16 protein-coding genes are annotated in these 17,218 nt (G+C 57.4%); 9 read left to right on the plus strand and 7 right to left on the minus strand.

Annotation, left to right across the window (positions count from 1 at the left end; translation table 11 throughout):
• Positions 1-80: 80 nt before the first annotated feature.
• The 3 genes from ACP15U_RS08575 to ACP15U_RS08585 all read left to right on the plus strand — a co-directional run bounded on the left by ACP15U_RS08575 (position 81) and on the right by ACP15U_RS08585 (position 2,668).
• The gene (locus ACP15U_RS08575) at positions 81-938 is read left to right on the plus strand and encodes a fumarylacetoacetate hydrolase family protein (protein WP_425044740.1); all 858 of its coding nucleotides are present in this window, start codon (positions 81-83) and stop codon (positions 936-938) included.
• Positions 939-1,000: 62 nt separating this feature from the next.
• Entirely contained in the window at positions 1,001-1,267 is a 267-nt protein-coding gene (locus tag ACP15U_RS08580) for a DUF3303 domain-containing protein (RefSeq protein WP_425044741.1), read from the plus strand.
• A gap of 120 nt (positions 1,268-1,387) precedes the next feature.
• Entirely contained in the window at positions 1,388-2,668 is a 1,281-nt protein-coding gene (locus ACP15U_RS08585) for a hypothetical protein (RefSeq protein WP_425044742.1), read from the plus strand.
• Positions 2,669-3,224: 556 nt separating this feature from the next.
• Here ACP15U_RS08585 and ACP15U_RS08590 read toward each other — a convergent pair.
• The 3 genes from ACP15U_RS08590 to ACP15U_RS08600 form a co-directional block, all read right to left on the minus strand.
• A complete protein-coding gene (locus ACP15U_RS08590) occupies positions 3,225-5,927 on the minus strand; it encodes an AsmA-like C-terminal region-containing protein (protein ID WP_425044743.1) in 2,703 nt (900 codons plus the stop codon).
• A 113-nt stretch (positions 5,928-6,040) separates the two neighbouring features.
• On the minus strand, positions 6,041-6,640 hold the full coding sequence (cobO, locus tag ACP15U_RS08595) for a cob(I)yrinic acid a,c-diamide adenosyltransferase (RefSeq protein ID WP_425044744.1): 600 nt from the start codon (positions 6,638-6,640) through the stop codon (positions 6,041-6,043).
• 58 nt (positions 6,641-6,698) lie between these two features.
• Positions 6,699-7,637, minus strand: coding sequence for a DMT family transporter (locus tag ACP15U_RS08600; protein WP_425044745.1), 939 nt, complete (start codon positions 7,635-7,637; stop codon positions 6,699-6,701).
• A 108-nt stretch (positions 7,638-7,745) separates the two neighbouring features.
• Here ACP15U_RS08600 and ACP15U_RS08605 point away from each other — a divergent pair, with 108 nt between their 5' ends.
• Entirely contained in the window at positions 7,746-9,086 is a 1,341-nt protein-coding gene (locus ACP15U_RS08605) for a CoA transferase (protein ID WP_425044746.1), read from the plus strand.
• Here ACP15U_RS08605 and ACP15U_RS08610 read toward each other — a convergent pair.
• Together ACP15U_RS08610 and aroC are read right to left on the minus strand one after the other, a co-directional pair.
• Positions 9,083-9,685: an HD domain-containing protein gene (locus ACP15U_RS08610; RefSeq protein ID WP_425044747.1), complete on the minus strand. Its 603-nt coding sequence runs from the start codon at positions 9,683-9,685 to the stop codon at positions 9,083-9,085. The two genes, ACP15U_RS08605 and ACP15U_RS08610, sit on opposite strands and share 4 nt — an antisense overlap.
• Before the next feature lie 37 nt (positions 9,686-9,722).
• On the minus strand, positions 9,723-10,823 hold the full coding sequence (gene aroC / locus ACP15U_RS08615; protein ID WP_425044748.1) for a chorismate synthase: 1,101 nt from the start codon (positions 10,821-10,823) through the stop codon (positions 9,723-9,725).
• A gap of 142 nt (positions 10,824-10,965) precedes the next feature.
• On the opposite strand from aroC, the gene ACP15U_RS08620 reads away from it, so the two are divergent.
• The 5 genes from ACP15U_RS08620 (at position 10,966) to ACP15U_RS08640 (ending at position 15,094) form a co-directional block, all read left to right on the plus strand.
• Positions 10,966-11,577, plus strand: a complete 612-nt coding sequence (locus tag ACP15U_RS08620; RefSeq protein ID WP_425044749.1) for a glutathione S-transferase — start codon at positions 10,966-10,968, stop codon at positions 11,575-11,577.
• 208 nt (positions 11,578-11,785) lie between these two features.
• Positions 11,786-12,346 carry a ubiquinol-cytochrome c reductase iron-sulfur subunit gene (petA, locus tag ACP15U_RS08625; RefSeq protein WP_425044750.1) on the plus strand — a complete coding sequence of 187 codons (561 nt, stop codon included), beginning with the start codon at positions 11,786-11,788 and terminating at the stop codon, positions 12,344-12,346.
• Between the two features lie 12 nt (positions 12,347-12,358).
• Positions 12,359-13,687: a cytochrome b gene (petB, locus tag ACP15U_RS08630; protein ID WP_425044751.1), complete on the plus strand. Its 1,329-nt coding sequence runs from the start codon at positions 12,359-12,361 to the stop codon at positions 13,685-13,687.
• Positions 13,688-13,705: 18 nt separating this feature from the next.
• Entirely contained in the window at positions 13,706-14,500 is a 795-nt protein-coding gene (locus ACP15U_RS08635) for a cytochrome c1 (RefSeq protein ID WP_425044752.1), read from the plus strand.
• A 180-nt stretch (positions 14,501-14,680) separates the two neighbouring features.
• The gene (locus tag ACP15U_RS08640) at positions 14,681-15,094 is read left to right on the plus strand and encodes a nuclear transport factor 2 family protein (RefSeq protein WP_425044753.1); all 414 of its coding nucleotides are present in this window, start codon (positions 14,681-14,683) and stop codon (positions 15,092-15,094) included.
• 24 nt (positions 15,095-15,118) lie between these two features.
• Here ACP15U_RS08640 and mtaB read toward each other — a convergent pair whose 3' ends face one another.
• Both mtaB and dapF read right to left on the minus strand, forming a co-directional pair.
• Positions 15,119-16,375, minus strand: a complete 1,257-nt coding sequence (mtaB, locus tag ACP15U_RS08645) for a tRNA (N(6)-L-threonylcarbamoyladenosine(37)-C(2))-methylthiotransferase MtaB (protein WP_425044754.1) — start codon at positions 16,373-16,375, stop codon at positions 15,119-15,121.
• On the minus strand, positions 16,372-17,214 hold the full coding sequence (gene dapF / locus ACP15U_RS08650; protein ID WP_425044755.1) for a diaminopimelate epimerase: 843 nt from the start codon (positions 17,212-17,214) through the stop codon (positions 16,372-16,374). Before dapF ends, mtaB begins: the two co-directional genes overlap by 4 nt.
• Between the last annotated feature and the right edge of the window lie 4 nt (positions 17,215-17,218).

The raw sequence follows: 17,218 nt of genomic DNA on the forward strand, positions 1-17,218 counted from the left end.
GGGCCAATCTTGCCGTGGCTTCACGTGGATCAGGCCGTTTTGGCCCTTGACCATCCACTGCAGAACAAAGGATCTCAGATATGAAGCTTCTTAGGTATGGGCCGGCTGGCAACGAACGGCCCGGACTGCTGGACGACAACAATCAGGTGCGGGATTTGTCCGGGCATGTTGACGATATCGCTGGTTCGACCTTGCTGCCCGACGGCCTCAAGGCGCTGCAAGGACTGGACCCGAATTCACTTCCTGCTGTTCCAGGAACACCGCAGCACGACTTGCGCCTTGGACCCTGTGTGGGCCGGGTCGGAAAGTTCATCTGCATCGGTCTGAACTATGCCGATCACGCCGAGGAAGCAGGAATGCCGATCCCCCCGGAACCCGTGATTTTCAGCAAATGGACGTCGAGCATTAGCGGCCCGGATGACGATGTCGAACTGCCACGAGAATCCCGAAAGGTTGACTGGGAGCTTGAACTGGCGGTCGTCATCGGGAAAGGCGGACGTTACATCGACGAAGCGGATGCGCTGGATCACGTAGCCGGATTTTGTATCGCAAACGACGTATCCGAGCGCGAATTTCAGCTGGAACGCGCCGGCACCTGGGACAAAGGCAAGGGTTGCGACACCTTCGGGCCGGTCGGTCCTTGGCTGGTCACACCGGACGAAGTGGGAGATTTCGACAATCTCGCAATGTGGCTGGACGTGGACGGGCATCGGTATCAGGAAGGCAGCACGTCGACGATGGTTTTCAAGGTCCCTCACCTGATCAGCTATTGCAGCCGCTTCATGAGCCTACAGCCCGGCGACATCATCTCGACGGGAACACCTCCGGGTGTGGGGATGGGGCAAAAGCCGCCCGTCTATCTGGGCCCCGGTCAGGTGATGCGTCTTCACATCCAAGGGCTCGGAAATCAGACCCAGACCGTTCGGCCTGCCGATTAGATCGGGCTGAACAGAAAACCGAGAGTCGTGCTATACTGCCGCCTTTAACAAAGGAGGTAGATATGAAGTATATTGCTGCATGGGTATTTGAACCCGACAATGTTGACGCAATCATTGAGCGGTTCATGAAAACAGGCGGTCTCCCTCCCGAGGGGGTAACCATGGAAGCGCGTTGGTTTGACGTAGCCGGTGGGCGCGGTTTTGCTGTTGCCGATTCAGATGATCCGGTTGCGGTTGCCAAATGGTGCCGTGCCTGGACCGATCTGATGTCATTCGAAATCATCCCGGTTATCGATGACGGACAGATGGCTCAGGTTCTTCAGGGATAAACACCTGCGTGCCCTGGCCCTTCACCGGGCCGGGCAACAGCGCTCTTAGAGAACAATCAATTGTCGGCTTTGGCGCCCTGGTTTCAACAAGCAGCGCCAAATCTAGGCCAGGCGCGTTTGGTGAAAGTTTTTGCATCGCCCGTTCCGAATGCTGATACTGCCGAGGTATTGAAACAGACATTTTCGGGACGGGGACGCCACGAGCGACGCAACATGAAAAACGCCGCGGTAGTACTGATCACAGCGATGCTCTTTCTGGTGTCATTGGCTGGCCCATTGGTCGCCCGCGACCGCACCGTTGCGGATGCCTTCACGCTCGCGGAAGATCCGGCAGATGATTGGCGCACGCTGGACACTCCGCTGGGACGTACGATCACGCTGTATGGCCAGATCAGCCAGGCTTTTCTCGGTTACAACGATGGGCTTTCAACCAGAGCCTATTTCCCCGTCGACAATGACAATGCATCAACCCGGTTGGGGTTCCTGTGGGCATTGCGGTCGATCGGAAAATTCTCAGCGCGTGTTCGGTTTGAAGGGGGCTTAACCCCGAGATCGTCAAAGGATGTAAGCCAACTGGATTCGAACGGTGCCGGTTTCGAGCTTGACGGTTCGAACCTCAGAAAACTCGAGCTGATCCTGGATCACCCCGTCCTTGGCACCATCACAATTGGCCAGGGAAGCATGGCAACTGACGGTATCTCCGAGATCGATTTCTCCAGAACCACTGTTACCGCATTTTCTGACCCGTCACCCTCTGCTGGCGGACAATTTATCCGGCGCACCGACAACCGGCTTTCCGCGCTGAGGATCAAAGACGTGTTCGACAATTTCGACGGAGATCGCGTGAGGGGCAGGGACATTGACGGCAACCGGGTTCTGAGAACCCGCTATGACCGGCAAATTACGGAAAACCTGAAGCTGTCGCTCGCGGTCGGCAAGGACGTTATCAACGGCACTCTGGACACCTATGCGGATGGTGCATTGCGATACCGGATCGACACCGACACGTATCGGTTCGGCGGCGGTCTTGGACTGACCTTCAAAGGCAGCGAACGGGTCGTTGCGGCGTCAGGTTCGGTGGTGCTTCACTCAAACAATCTCACCCTCACCCTTGCCGGCGCGCATAGCAACGAATCTGGAAAGTACCGCTACATCAAGGTTGGCAAGATCTGGAACCTGTTTCCTGTCGGCGACACAGCCATCTCGCTCGATTTCTACCACGGTTTCGATCTGGTGGGATCCGGCTCGGAGTCTCGTTCGATCGGGCTGGCTGCTGTACAGCATTTTGACGCCAACAACACCGAGATCTTTGCACTGCTTCGCGGTTATTCATATGACGACGATTTTGCTGACTACAAAGACTCGCTCGCGTTCTTTACCGGCGCGAGGTGGAAGTTCTGAAACGGTGCGCGCAAATTGCGCAGCGACATTCCAGTTACCGAACACCGATCCTTCTGCAAGTTTTTGTGAAGTCATCCAGAGCCTTCGGCGCAAAGCCAAAAGCGTCACGAGGTCATTAGTTGCTTTCCGGCATTAACGATTAACGATTGGTGACAGAAGCAACTGCAATCGGGGTCGTGCAATACAGCCACGCCGACCGCGATCTGATCTCGGATGCTGGCTAAATCCAGACTAACCGAATAGATTGCTGGGCGTTTCATAGCGTGGCCTTTCATTGGTCAGCAGTTCGGCGAAGCGGTCCCCCGCCGAATGAAATCTCAGTGGAATTCGTTTACTCGGTTCTGCATGGAATGGCAGCTCTGCGCAGATCCGATTACATTACGGGTGAAAATCCGAGCGATCTTTACGATGCGGGTTTCGAAGGTCCTTATGGTGGTCATCTTCTTTTCCTCCCAGTGGCATCAACAGCCTGGATACAATTTGCATAATACCGAGCCGCCAGTCTGTGAAGCCGTTCACAAACCCAAAATTCCTTAAATCTTGGCGTATTCTGAGGCTATTGCAGTTGCAGGATGTCCGGCACACAGAGTTTGCGACGCGCCGGCATCGTGGACGCACCGTCTGATCGCTTCAGGCGACTCGGGCCATCCTTGACCTTAACCTTGGGCTTGTTGAGGGAACCAACCGCCGTGAACGGCCATGGGCTGCGCGAGAGAGGTTTTCCAATCTTGCGGGGCTGACCGGAGACATCAAGCGACTTTTGACGCAGATCCACATATCCAAAAACCACGACCTGAACCTCATCCGTTTCAACCACTGACTGCTTGGTCGAAATTCGCCCATTTGAAACATGAAGCGGCGCCCGCAGACAGACAATCGGTGCGGCCGACCCTTTGTCCTTCGAAAAAAGCCACGGAATGACGCCGAGCCCGGCAAGGTCAAGCAGTTGGGTGTCGATACTTCCGCTGTTCATGGACACGGTGGCGGCGCCAGACATGGAGGACAGGAAATCCCCAACCGAAGCGTGGCTGCCGGTCACGTCGAAATTGGCGTTGAGAATACCATTGGCACCCTTCTTGAACTTGATTGCGTGCATGATCTTTCCGAAATCCCACCCGCTCGTCGAACCAGACAGGTTCAGGACATCCGGATGCTCCGCCAGGTCGATCGCCCCGCTTACATCGAAATGCCCGCCGCCATATTCGAACCGCAACGGACCGAGCTTGGCTTTTTCATCCACCATCACAAGTTCGCTCGACAGACTACTGGTCCCCTTTTCCCCTTCGACTTTGCGCAGATCGATCCCAACATCGAGATCCATACCCGACAACAGGATTGCCCGTCCTAGCGGGTCCAGCGTCACGTTCCTTATCGGCCCCGGTTCTGCGTCCTCGCTCGGTGCGGGATCTGACAGAACCAGCGGCTGAACCTTGATCTCATCTTCGGGTTCAACGCTTTCCTTCGCCTTTTCCTTTTGGTTCAACTTTCCGAACTGAATTGACGCGGCGATGATGTCACGCAGGTGAACGATGCGGATGAGATCACTTTCGATCTGCCCTTTGATAATCGGGTGTGGGTCATCGAGATCGACATCAAGTGTCAAGCCCAAGTTAGACTGATCTACCGAGATCGTCATTTCGGTTTCCCAGTCCTTGCCTTCGCTGGAAAGTTTGGCAGTCAGTTTAGCGGGACCGGTGGCCACGGGCTCCAGCCGTAGCGCTGAAAGAAGGTCCGCTCCGGACGGAACATCGGCCGCGACATTCAGCGCTACGTCGCCGAAATTCAGCGCATTGCCGACGGAACCCAAGACTTTCAAGTTCCAAAGGTCAGTGCCTGTCGTTTCCGCATTCAAATCGGTCAATGCCAATTCGGTGCCGGATCCGCTCACTCTGAAGCCTCCGCTGACAACACCCAAAACGTCGGAAGTCTGAAACAGTTCCGGAGCAAACAAGCTGGCAGCGGGCAAGGACAGTGCGGCCTCTGCTTGGATGCCCTCGAGGCGCAAAGCATCAGAAATTGATCCTTCGAGTACCATGAAATGCGCCTCGGGCGGCCCAATCCGCAGAGTTACCTTGCCTAGCCGAAGCTTTCCATCAGCCGTGCGTGAAACCTGCGAAACATCAATTGGCGGCGGACCCTCACCGCTTGTATCCAGAACAAAGCCGTTTGTTGCAATGACCATACCGCGTTTCGGAACCCCGTTGGGTTGCGCAGCCAATAGCATGTCAACGCCGGTCAGCTTCAAATTGCGGCGGCTCTTCGTGGGCGCGGGCAGATTGTCGGGAGCATAAAGACGGATTTTGGTGTCCAGAGTTACATCTGCCGGGTTTCCAAGCTCTCCCAATTCACCTGTCACTTCGACGCTTTGCCCACCATCAAGGTTCACCTGAACCGACAGGTCCTCTATTCGGCTTACACCTTTGGATGAGGAAAACCGGGCGCTGACCTGACCTGTTCCCGACAACACTTTCTCTAGCTTCAAGACATCCAAAAGCTGGCCCAACTCGGATATATCCAACGCCAGGCCCGCGGACATGCCTGCCCCGTATCCGCCCTCGGCCGGACCTCCATCCACCTTGAGTGAGATCCGTTCAAAATCCGCAGCCAGATTAAACGGCTGTGCTGGCGGGAACATCCCGTTCAGCTTCAACTCTTCACCATTGAGCGCCCCTGAACCACTGATTTCGAACGGGGAAGCTAAATCGTCCCGCCTCAGATCCAGCTCAGTCAAATTCAGGTCGAGATCCAACCCGTTGCGTTCATCGCGGTAGAGAACACCGGAGTTCCGCAAAACCACGGTCTTACCGGCAAAGAAGCCTTCCATGTCGCCGCTCGAGCCCGATTGCCCGTCGCTCTTGGCTTTCGGACCGGTCGACCAGGACGTATTGCCTTCTTCATCGGCGAGCAGGGACAGTCGAACCCCGTCCCCCGTCAGATTGGCCAGATCGACACGGCCCTGCCTGAGTTCTCGCAGGGATAGATCAAAATCCAATTGCTTGATTTCGGCAAGCGTCACATCGGTCATGGAACGGCTGGGCAGAACCAGGCCCGCGGCTGACACGTGCAGCATTTCCCCTAGCTCGACACTGACACCCCCGTTGATCTGCACGGTCTGTCCGAGCTTCCCGGACAGGAACCGCGCCGTCAGATCACCTCTGGGACCTGCCAACAGAGAAGAGGAGAGCAACAACCATGCGCCGATCAGAAGAATCCCGGCGAAAGCCAGAAAAAAAAGGGCAATTCTCTTTATCCAGCGCATGCGCCTCATTCCTCCGGCTCGGCCTGTTGATCACTGTATGCGCGGGAGTCGCGCGCATCTACCTTAGAAATGTAGTGGCTTGGATGATTCAGCAGCGTTTGCCTTCTGACGTCTCAGAAGTCCACGCCGCGCTGCGCCTTGATCCCGGCCTGAAAGGGGTGTTTCACCTCGGTCATTTCCGTGACGAGGTTGGCATATGCACACAGCTCTTCTGGGGCGTCACGCCCGGTCAGAATGACCCCGGTTTTTGCCGCGCGTTCGTCAAGGCCTTCGATCACTCTTTGAACTGTCAGGTATTCATACCGCAACGCAATGTTGATCTCGTCCAGAACGACCAAGTCATATTCGCCGTTGCTCATAAGATCACATGCCTTGTCAAAGGCCGCCGTCGCTGCGGCTATGTCACGATCTCGGTCCTGTGTGTCCCATGTGAACCCTTCGCCCATAGTGTGCCATGTCACACCGCCATGTTCCTCGAAGAACCGACGTTCACCGGTCTTCCACTTGCCCTTGATGAACTGGACCACGGCCACTTTCTGCCCCCACCCAAGAGCACGCACGACCACGCCGAACGCTGACGAGGATTTTCCCTTGCCCTTACCGGTATGAATAAGAACCAGACCGCGCTCCGGGTCCTTGAGCTGCGAAACCTTTTCACGGTGCTCGGCCTGCACCTTCTTCATCTTCTGCTTGTGGTCTTGTGCGTCACTCATCGGGCAGCCTTTCCTGTCTGTCCGCGCCACCCTAAGACCTCAGCGATAAAGGGCAAGATCAGCCTTTCGGATCTGTCGCGGAACGGGCCTTTGCGCGTTCCAGACCCAACTGACGCTCGCGCCAGATCACAACGACATTGCCCGCAATGACCAGAAGCGCACCAACCAGCATGATTGCTGTCGGTAGTTCATCGAACCAGACGTACCCAATGACAATGGCAAACAGCATCGTCGTGTAATCATAGGGCGCCAGCATCGAGGCCTGTCCGAAACGGTACGAGGAGGTCACGAGTATCTGCGCCACCCCGCCGATGAAACCCATCGAAATCATGATCAGGGCCTGTTCCCATGTCGGGACAACCCATCCCCAAAACGCCGTCAGGGCCGACAACAGAGAAGCGGTCAGCGAAAAATAGAATACCACGGCGGCCGGATGATCCACCGCCACCAGTTGCCGGATATGTATCTGGACAAAGGACCGTGCAACGGTTGCGGCAAGAACACAAAGCGCCCCGATGGTCGCCATGTCCCCAACAGAGCTTCCGCTTCCGAGCCGCGGCCAGAGCATGACAAGAACACCAAAGAGCCCGATCGCAACCGCCCCCAAGCGGATCAATCGGATCTTCTCACCCAGCATGACTGTCGCCAGAACCACTGTGAAAATCGGAGTGGCATAGCCTATGGCGGTTACCTCGGGCAACGGAAGCAGACCAAGGCCAGTAAAGGTAAGCCCCATTGCAGTGGTGCCAAGGACACCGCGCCAGAAATGTCCCATTGGCTTTTTGACCCGCAAACCTTCGTTCAATTCGCCGCGCCATAGCAGCCAAACTACGATGACGGGAATCGCGAAAAAGGACCGGAAGAACACCAATTCACCCGGGGGGATGTCGTCGGACAGCGCCTTGACCAGACCAGACATGGATGTGAACAGAAAAAGCGCGCCAAGTTTCAGCGCGATTGCCGTTAGAGGTCGATGCGATGTTAACGAGGCGGGCATAGCCGCGAAACTGCGCCTTTGGGCAGCAAATGGCAATTGCTTGATTTCCGATAGCTGCTGCCCTCACTGTGCATACCCGGGATCAATTCGCGTCAAAGGCTGTACCGTATGCAGGCATTCTCAACCGACATCACCACGGCATTCGGGACCGGTTTCGTGGAAGAGACAGGCCACGGATCATGGCAATCCTGTTTCGCTGTCAGCGATTTGGCGGTCCAGTCAATGGGAGCGGTCGGCAGCGCGTTGGCGGCCCTGATTGAAGCTTGCGGGGCAGGGTCGGCCCCCGCTGTCACTATTGATCGGCGGCTCGCCTCACTTTGGTTTTCGCAATCTATCCATCCGCAGGGCTGGCGGCTGCCTCCGCTGTGGGACGCCGTTGCGGGCGACTATGAAGGAAAAGACGGGTGGATCAGGCTCCACACCAACGCGCGTCACCATTTAACCGCCGCGCTCTCAGTGCTTGGATGTTCTGCGGATCGAGATCGCGTTGTTGCAATTGTACGGGAATGGGAAATTGAATTGCTCGAGCGCGAAATCGTCGCGGCGGGCGGTGCAGCCGCTGCAATGCGATCACGCAGCGAATGGCTGAAACACCCGCAGGGGGCAGCGGTCGCATCCGAGCCGCTCGTTCATTGGGAGAAGCGTTCCGGTTCAATGCGGGATTGGGCGCCAGTAGTCGGCCAGCCCCTGTCCGGGCTGAGAGTGCTGGACCTGACGCGTGTCATTGCAGGTCCGGTTGCGACCCGGACGCTGGCAGGTTTTGGTGCAGATGTTCTCAGGGTCGATCCCAAGGATTGGAGCGAACCAGGCGTCGTACCGGACGTGAACCTTGGTAAGCGGTGCTGTCGGCTGAACCTCAAGACTTCTGAAGGGTTGGAGATCTTCGAAAGTCTGCTGGAGAAAGCTGACGTTCTGGTTCATGGATACCGACCAGGCGCTCTCGACAGACTGATTTCCCGGTCACGTCGGGCAAGCCTGTCGCCGGGCATGATCGAAGTTTGCCACGATGCCTATGGATGGAACGGACCCATGGCCGGCAGGCGCGGGTTCGACTCGCTTGTTCAAATGAGCAGCGGGATCGCCGAAGCCGGCAGGCGCTGGTCGGGGTCTGAGCGCCCCCACCCGCTTCCTGTTCAGGCCTTGGACCACGCCACAGGGTATTTTGTAGCGACCGCAGTCCTGGTCGGGCTGGCGCGCGCGGTTCGCGGCGAAGGCATTTTTTCGGCACGCCTTTCGCTTGCCCGCACGGCCGAAACTCTGGCGGCAATGCCTGCGATCGAGGACGACCAGATAACCGGCTCTGACAAAGATGATCTGGATGATTGGCAGGAGAAAACCCCGTGGGGACCGGCGCTGCGGCTGCGGCCTGCGATCCGGATCGATGGAAATCCGATGAAATGGGACAGGCCCGCAGCCGATCTTGGCAGCGCCCCGCCGGCTTGGACTTAACGCCAGTCCGCGGGACGGACAGCGCCAATCTCTTCTCCGAGATCATCCAGAAATTGCAGCATGCGGGTAGTTCTGGCCTGCGCCAAGACCCGGCCCCGGTCGGTCAGCATGTCGTTCGGCAGCTTCAGAAGCTTGACCTTCCAATGGTCGATCGAGAACTGAAGCTCATTTAATGGCCGGCTTTCGGCAAACGGATCAGCGGGATCGTAAATCGCACGCCCCAGCCCTCCGGCAACTACAAAGGTGCGCGCGATACCGACAGCGCCCAGCGCGTCAAGCCGATCGGCGTCTCGAAGAATCTGCGCCTCGATCGATTCCGGCGGGATACCGGCGGAAAAGCTGTGCGCCTCGATCGCATGACCCACTGCACCAATGTCGGCTTCCGAGTAGCCAAGCGCAGACAGAATAGGTTTGGCGGCATCTGCAGAACGTCGCGACGCAAGATGGCGGTCGGGATCATCCTTGGGCAGGTTTTCAAGATCATGGAGGTAACATGCCGCCAGAAGCACCAGCATATTCGCCGAGTTGTCCGCGATCGCCTGCGCGTTTGTCCAGACCCGATCCAAATGTGCAAGATCGTGGGCGGGATCTCTGCTCATCCGATCTTGCGCAACTCGGCGGAGTTCGGACCGCAGATCAGCCAATCTTGCCCCGGTTTTCACCGACCTGACCACGGTGAAGCAGCATGTGATCCAGAATGACACAGGCCATCATTGCCTCACCGACTGGGACGGCGCGGATCCCGACACAGGGGTCATGGCGGCCCTTCGTGATGATTTCGGTTTCCTCACCTGACTTGGTAATCGTCTTACGGGTGGTGAGAATCGATGAGGTGGGTTTGACAGCAAACCGAACGACAATATCCTGCCCGGTCGAAATGCCACCCAGTATGCCTCCGGCGTGATTGGAGCTGTACTGAGGTCCGTTCTGCCCCATGAAGATTTCATCGGCGTTGGCTTCACCGGTCAGTTCCGCAGCGGCCATGCCTTCGCCGATTTCTACGCCCTTTACGGCGTTGATCGACATCATCGCCGACGCAAGATCCGTGTCGAGCTTGCCGTAAACCGGAGCGCCCAGCCCCGCCGGAACTCCGCGGGCCACAACTTCGACCACCGCTCCGACGGAGCTGCCGGACTTTCGAAGGCCATCAAGATAGACTTCCCATTCTGCTACGGACTGCGCATCCGGAACCCAGAACGGGTTCTGCTCGATCTGCGCCCAGTCGAACCGTGCGCGGTCGATCTTATGCGGTCCCATCTGCACCATGTAACCGGTGATCTGCACATCGGGGGCAATGGCACGGATCGCCGCGCGGGCCAAACCACCCGCAGCCACCCGCGCGGCGGTTTCCCGAGCGGAACTGCGCCCGCCACCCCGGTAATCGCGAATTCCATATTTCTGCCAATAGGTGATATCGGCATGGCCGGGCCGGAACTTGTCCATGATCTCAGAATAGTCCTTGGACCGCTGATCCGTATTCTCGATCATCAACTGAACCGGGGTGCCGGTGGTCTGTCCCTCGAACACACCTGAGAGGATTTTTACCGCATCAGGTTCTCGGCGCTGGGTGGTGAACTTGTTCTGCCCCGGTTTGCGGCGATCAAGCCAATGCTGGATCATCGCCTCGTCAACGGGAACGCCCGGAGGACACCCATCCACTGTGGCACCAAGTGCCGGGCCATGGCTTTCACCCCAAGTGGTGACGCGAAAGAGGTGGCCAAAGCTGTTCATCGACATGGGTGGTCTCCTTTCCGGCGTGATTAGCGGTGTCCGCTTTGGGTCTCAAGGGAATTTCCAAATTTCACCCCGGCCCGGGGCTATGCGGAATCGGACATAAGGGTTACGAAGTGAGTGGAACGCATCACTGGGAGCCGGATCGATGAAACTCTATTTCAGCCCGACCTCGCCCTATGTCCGCAAGGTCATGGTGCTGCTGCATGAAACCGGGCAACTGAACGATATAGAGTTGGTTTCTGCCTCTGGCACTCCTCTTTTACCGGCGGATCCGTTGATGGGAAAGAACCCGTTGACCAAGGTTCCGGCCCTCGAGCGCCCGGACGGTCCGACCCTGTTCGATAGCCGGGTCATCTGCGCTTTTCTGAACAACAAGGCCGGTGCGACCTTCTACCCCGAGGGGGACCGGCGTTGGGAAGTTTTGACGCTCGAGGCGTTGGCTGACGGCATCCTCGACGCCGCATTGCTGATGACCTATGAGGCCCGCCTGAGGCCGACCGACAAACAGTGGGACAGCTGGACAGACGCACAATGGTCAAAAATTGAACGGGCCTGCGCCGCTCTGAATCAGCGCTGGATGAGTCATCTGGCCGGCCCTATGGGCATGGGGCAGATCGCTGTTGCCTGCGCTCTGGGATATGTCGATTTCCGCCACGATGCCCGAAACTGGCGCCAGGGAAACAGCGATCTGGCTACTTGGCTCAAAGGGTTCGAATCAAGGCCCAGCCTGGTCAAGACGCGTCCACCGGAAACCTGATCGCGGGTGATCCCTTGAGTTTCAGGGGCTACATCTTGAATTTCTGTGTCCTTGTCGCGACATGTATGCTTATCTGCGACGTCCTGCGCGCCTATGACCGCTGGACGAACCGGTCTCTCCCGGATAGATACCCGCGTTGAGTCACCGCATTGTTACGGTGCATATGCATGTTTGCCCGGACCCGGGCGCTTGAATCGGAGAAAACCTCGTGTCCCACGCAGAAGATCACGAAGGCACCCGGAGGGACTTCCTCTACTACGCCACCGCTGGCGCCGGTGCTGTTGCCACAGGGGCGGCCGTCTGGCCCCTGGTCAATCAAATGAACCCGTCAGCCGACGTTCAGGCGCTGTCCTCGATTCGCGTGGACATCGCCGATGTCGAAGTTGGCACCCAAATCACCGTAAAGTGGCTGGGTAAGCCGGTTTTCATTCGCCGCCGCAGTCAGGAAGAAATCGACGAAGCACGTTCTGTCGACCTGTCCGACCTGCCGGACAAGGACGACCGCAACGCCAACAAGCCGGGTCTGGACGCATCTGACGAGAACCGTTCGCTTGACGAAGCCGGTGAATGGTTGGTGATGATGGGTGTCTGCACCCATCTCGGCTGTGTTCCCCTTGGTGACGGTGCTGGCGAGTATCATGGCTGGTTCTGCCCCTGCCACGGGTCGCACTACGACACCTCCGGCCGCATCCGCAAAGGGCCCGCGCCCGAGAACCTGCCGGTTCCGGTTGCCGAGTTCGTTGAACCTACCGTCATCAAGCTGGGATAAGGAGACGCGCTCATGTCCGGAATTCCGCACGACCATTATGAACCGAAGACGGGCGCCGAAAAGTGGGTGCACAGCCGCCTGCCCATCGTCGGCCTGATCTATGACACTATCATGATCCCCACCCCAAAGAACCTGAACTGGTGGTGGATCTGGGGCATCGTTCTGGCGTTCTGCCTTGTATTGCAGATCGTTACAGGCATCGTCCTCGTTATGCACTACACCCCGCATGTTGATCTGGCCTTTGCCAGCGTCGAGCACATCATGCGGAACGTGAACGGCGGATACATGCTGAGATATCTGCACGCTAACGGTGCATCGCTGTTCTTTGTTGCAGTTTACATCCACATTTTCCGCGGGCTGTTCTACGGCTCCTACAAGGCGCCGCGCGAAATTACGTGGATCATCGGCATGCTGATCTATCTCTGCATGATGGGAACGGCCTTTATGGGTTACGTTCTGCCATGGGGTCAGATGTCGTTCTGGGGTGCAACCGTGATCACCGGCCTGTTTGGCGCCATCCCGTTCATTGGCGAACCGATCCAGACTTGGCTGCTGGGCGGACCGGCGGTGGACAACGCCACGCTTAACCGTTTCTTCTCGCTGCACTACCTGCTGCCGTTCGTTATTGCCGCTCTGGTGGTTGTCCACATCTGGGCTTTCCACCACACAGGCAACAACAACCCGACCGGTGTTGATGTCCGCAAGGGCTCGAAAGAAGAAGCTGAGAAAGACACGCTTCCTTTCTGGCCTTACTTCGTCATCAAGGACCTGTTTGCTCTGGCCGTTATCCTTGTGATTTTCTGGGCGATCGTCGGCTTCATGCCGAACTATCTGGGTCACCCCGACAACTACATTGAAGCCAACCCACTGGTGACGCCCGCGCATATCGTGCCGGAATGGTACTTCCTGCCCTTCTACGCAATCCTGCGTGCCTTCACTGGTGAAGTCTGGGTTGTTCAAATCGCCAGCTTCATCACCGGCGGCATCATCGATGCGAAGTTCTTTGGTGTGATCGCCATGTTCGGCGCAATCATCGCAATGGCTCTTGCACCTTGGCTGGACACTTCGACTGTCCGTTCGGGTCGCTATCGCCCGATGTTCAAATGGTGGTTCTACTTGCTGATCGTCGACTTCATGGCCCTGATGTGGCTGGGAGCGATGCCGGCGGAAGAGCCCTATGCAACCTTCTCGCTGATCGCTTCGGCCTACTGGTTCGGCTACTTCTTCGTGATCCTGCCCCTGCTGGGCGTCATCGAAAAGCCCGAAGCAGCGCCTGAGACCATCGAAGAAGACTTCAACGCGCATTACGGCAAGGCGTCTGACGCCACGCCGGCCGAGTAAGAAGAGGGACCGGAACCCATGTTCAAGAAACTTGCAATCGGTGCCGCTTTTGCCCTGGCCCTGACACCTGCCGCGTCTTTCGCGGCCGGTGGCGGCGACCAGCATATCGAGGACTTCGCGTTTTCGTTCGAAGGCCCTTTCGGCACCTACGACCAAAACCAGCTGCAACGCGGCCTGCAAATCTATACTGAGGTTTGCGCAGCCTGCCACGGACTGAAGCAGGTGCCGATCCGCACCCTGTCTGACGAAGGTGGTGTCGGCATGGACGAAGCGCAGGTCCGCGCATACGCGGCCGAAAACTTCACCGTGTTCGATCCGGAACTGGACGATGACCGGGAGGCACGCCCTACCGATCATTTCCCAGGCTCTGGCCTGGAAAGTGCTCCTGACCTTAGCCTGATGGCCAAGGCGCGTGCCGGCTTTCACGGCCCGGCGGGTCTGGGTATCAACCAGCTGTTCAAAGGCATTGGTGGACCAGAGTACATTGCTTCGCTCCTGACCGGCTATACCGGTAAGGAAAAGGAAGAGGCCGGAGCGGTTCTTTATGAGAACACGGCCTTCCCTGGCGGTTGGATCTCGATGGCACCGCCGTTGGCTGACGAACAGGTGGAATTCAGAGACGGGCACGCAAACGACCTGCATCACCTTTCCGAGGATGTAACCGCATTCCTTATGTGGACCGCCGAGCCAAAAATGATGGCCCGCAAGCAGGCTGGTTTCGTCGGTGTGCTGTTCCTGACGGTACTGTCGGTCATGCTTTACCTGACCAACAAGCGCCTCTGGGCGCCTGTGAAAGGCAAAAAGACCTCTTGATAGGAAACACACCTGTCTGACCAAATTGGAGCCCCGCAGCAGCCGCTGCGGGGCTTTTCTTATCCAAAAGGGCAACTCAGTAGACTTCAAGCCAAGTTCACGGGAACCACCCTACTTGACCGAAACCGGTTTGACCGGCAGTCTTTATGAATTCCAGTTATTTGTTTTTTGAGGTTTACCATGAATACGCATTCCAACGCCCAGCTTGTCCGCGAAGCCTATGCCAGATGGAATGCTTGCAAGGGCACCGATCTGAATTTGTGGGATGAATACACGACCGAAGATCTCTGCCTTCGCTCGCTAGGCAGCGGAAATCATGGTCTTGATTTCAGTTGCCCCCGTGAAGGCCGCGCCCAGATGCACGAATATCTGAAAGATCTGACCGACGCCTTCGAGTTGCAGCACTGGACCATGGAAGAGACGATTTCTCAGGGCGACAAGGTCGTCGGAATCGGTAAAACCGCGTGGAAACATCGCGCGCGGGGAATCCCGGTTGAAACGCCTGTGGTCATTGTGTGCAGGTTCAGAGACGGAAAGGTCTGTGAGTTCAGCGAGTATTACGACACCGCGTCCTTCGCTGCCGCAACAATCTGACAGCGGCTGAAATCCATACGGGCCTTACACCACTAGCTGCGTGTCGGTCCGCCCTGAAATCGAGGCGGACACGATCTCCCCTTCTGTCTGGGGCGTCGAGAATGCGACTTCGGCAAACTGTTCGGTCCGTCCCATTGTGGGGCTTTCCATCAGAATGTCGTGTTTCCGGCCGATCTGGGCTGCCAGGTGCCGTTGCACCTGCTCTTCTCCTGCCTCTCGTAGCCGACCAGCACGCTCGCGGATGATCTTTCCGTTGATCTGTTGCGGAATGCGCGCGGCCGGGGTCCCTTCGCGCCGCGAGTAGGGAAATACATGCAGCCAAGTCAGGTCGCAGTCTTGGACCAGCTTCATTGAATTCTCGAAATGCGCGTCTGTCTCGGTGGGAAAACCGGCGATAATGTCTGCGCCAAAGGTCATATCTGGACGCAACATGCGTGCTTCTTCGACAAACCGGATTGCATCATCGCGCAGGTGCCGGCGTTTCATCCGTTTGAGGATCAGGTCATCACCGTGCTGCAATGACAGGTGCAGGTGGGGCATCAGGCGAGGCTCAGTTGCAATGGCCTGCATCAAGTTCTCGTCTACTTCTATCGAGTCGATTGAACTGATGCGAAGACGGCGAAGGTCGGGAATCAGCTTCAGGATCCGCATGACCAGATCACCGAGCTTCGGTTGCGCCGGCAGGTCCGCCCCCCAGGAGGTTAGGTCAACACCAGTCAAAACAACTTCGTTGAAGCCTTTGTCCACCAGCCTCTTGATTTGATCGACCACCACCCCTGCGGGAACACTTCGCGAATTTCCACGGCCATAAGGGATGATACAGAATGTGCAGCGGTGATCGCATCCATTCTGGACCTGAACGTAGGCACGGGATCGGGTTCCGAACCCGTCTATGAGGTGCCCGGCGGTTTCCGTCACGGACATGATATCATCGACCTGGACCGCTTCGGTATCACCAATGAAGTCTGCGGCCATGCCAATCCAGGTTTCCGGCTTCATCTTCTCGGAGTTCCCGATGACGGCATCCACCTCATCCATCGAAGAAAACGTTTCCGGCTCGGTCTGTGCCGCACATCCGGTCACGATCAGCCGGGCCTGCGGGTTTTCGCGCCGCAGCTTGCGAATTTCCTGCCGCGCCTTACGAACGGCTTCGGCCGTGACAGCGCAGGTATTGATGATAACTGCGTCCCGAAGACCCGCCTTTTTCGACAGCTCCTTCATTGCTTCCGTCTCGTAGGCGTTGAGGCGGCAGCCAAGCGTTGTGAATTGTGGAGCGTTCATCCCACTGTCTCCAAAAACTCTGGTGTCAGCAGACCGGAACACACATGCATCGTCGGACCTGTCATCCAAACCCCATCATCGGCCCAGTCGATCCACAGGGTCCCGCCATCTAGGTCAATCCGAACGTTGCGCCCTGTGAACCCGCGTCTAGCGGCCGCAACGGCCGTTGCGCAAGATGAGGACCCGGAAGCCAGTGTGATACCAACTCCGCGCTCCCATACACGCATACGGATATGATCCCGGCCAACGATTTGCGCGATCTGAACGTTTGTGCGTTCGGGGTAAAGCGGATGATACTCGTAGCGCGCTCCGAACTCTTCCAGCGGTATAGCTTCGGCATCTTCGACAAAGAACGTGCAATGGGGATTGCCCATTCCTGTTGCCGTCGGAGACCCTTCAATCGGGAGCTCGAGCGTGTCCATCGCCTCTGACAGAGGGATCTCATTCCAAAGAAGCTGCGGCTGCCCCATGTTCACCGAGGTCAGCTCATCGCCGGCATCACGGGCCATCAGGTCTCCGCGTTCGGTGGTCAGCTGCAGCTCCGAACGCCCGGTCTCTCGCATCAGGAAGCGCGCGATGCATCGGGTGGCATTGCCGCACGCAGCCGATTTGGACCCATCGGCATTGTAAAAGGTCAGATGGGCATCCCCTTTGCCATTTTCGATGACGGCCAACTGATCAAACCCGAGTCCAAAATGGCGATGGGCAATCGCGCGGGCAAGATCAGGAGTCACCACAAGAGACTGAGCACGGTTATCGAAAACGACAAAGTCATTCCCGAGACCATGCATTTTCATGAATGGTAAAGATGTATCGAATTGGCGTTGCATGTCGGGCATATAA

Source organism: Primorskyibacter sp. S87 (assembly GCF_049801055.1).
Lineage (GTDB): Bacteria > Pseudomonadota > Alphaproteobacteria > Rhodobacterales > Rhodobacteraceae > JBNAGF01.

Bases quoted from the DNA above. Each gene is read 5' to 3' on its own strand.
- ACP15U_RS08610 (WP_425044747.1), bottom strand. From the start codon at position 9,685: ATGAGCAGAGATCCCGCCCACGATCTTGCACATTTGGATCGGGTCTGG.
- petB (WP_425044751.1), top strand. From the start codon at position 12,359: ATGTCCGGAATTCCGCACGACCATTATGAACCGAAGACGGGCGCCGAA.
- ACP15U_RS08580 (WP_425044741.1), top strand. From the start codon at position 1,001: ATGAAGTATATTGCTGCATGGGTATTTGAACCCGACAATGTTGACGCA.
- mtaB (WP_425044754.1), bottom strand. From the start codon at position 16,375: ATGAACGCTCCACAATTCACAACGCTTGGCTGCCGCCTCAACGCCTAC.
- ACP15U_RS08620 (WP_425044749.1), top strand. From the start codon at position 10,966: ATGAAACTCTATTTCAGCCCGACCTCGCCCTATGTCCGCAAGGTCATG.
- ACP15U_RS08635 (WP_425044752.1), top strand. From the start codon at position 13,706: ATGTTCAAGAAACTTGCAATCGGTGCCGCTTTTGCCCTGGCCCTGACA.
- ACP15U_RS08605 (WP_425044746.1), top strand. From the start codon at position 7,746: ATGCAGGCATTCTCAACCGACATCACCACGGCATTCGGGACCGGTTTC.
- cobO (WP_425044744.1), bottom strand. From the start codon at position 6,640: ATGAGTGACGCACAAGACCACAAGCAGAAGATGAAGAAGGTGCAGGCC.
- ACP15U_RS08590 (WP_425044743.1), bottom strand. From the start codon at position 5,927: ATGCGCTGGATAAAGAGAATTGCCCTTTTTTTTCTGGCTTTCGCCGGG.
- ACP15U_RS08640 (WP_425044753.1), top strand. From the start codon at position 14,681: ATGAATACGCATTCCAACGCCCAGCTTGTCCGCGAAGCCTATGCCAGA.
- aroC (WP_425044748.1), bottom strand. From the start codon at position 10,823: ATGTCGATGAACAGCTTTGGCCACCTCTTTCGCGTCACCACTTGGGGT.
- ACP15U_RS08575 (WP_425044740.1), top strand. From the start codon at position 81: ATGAAGCTTCTTAGGTATGGGCCGGCTGGCAACGAACGGCCCGGACTG.
- ACP15U_RS08600 (WP_425044745.1), bottom strand. From the start codon at position 7,637: ATGCCCGCCTCGTTAACATCGCATCGACCTCTAACGGCAATCGCGCTG.
- dapF (WP_425044755.1), bottom strand. From the start codon at position 17,214: ATGCCCGACATGCAACGCCAATTCGATACATCTTTACCATTCATGAAA.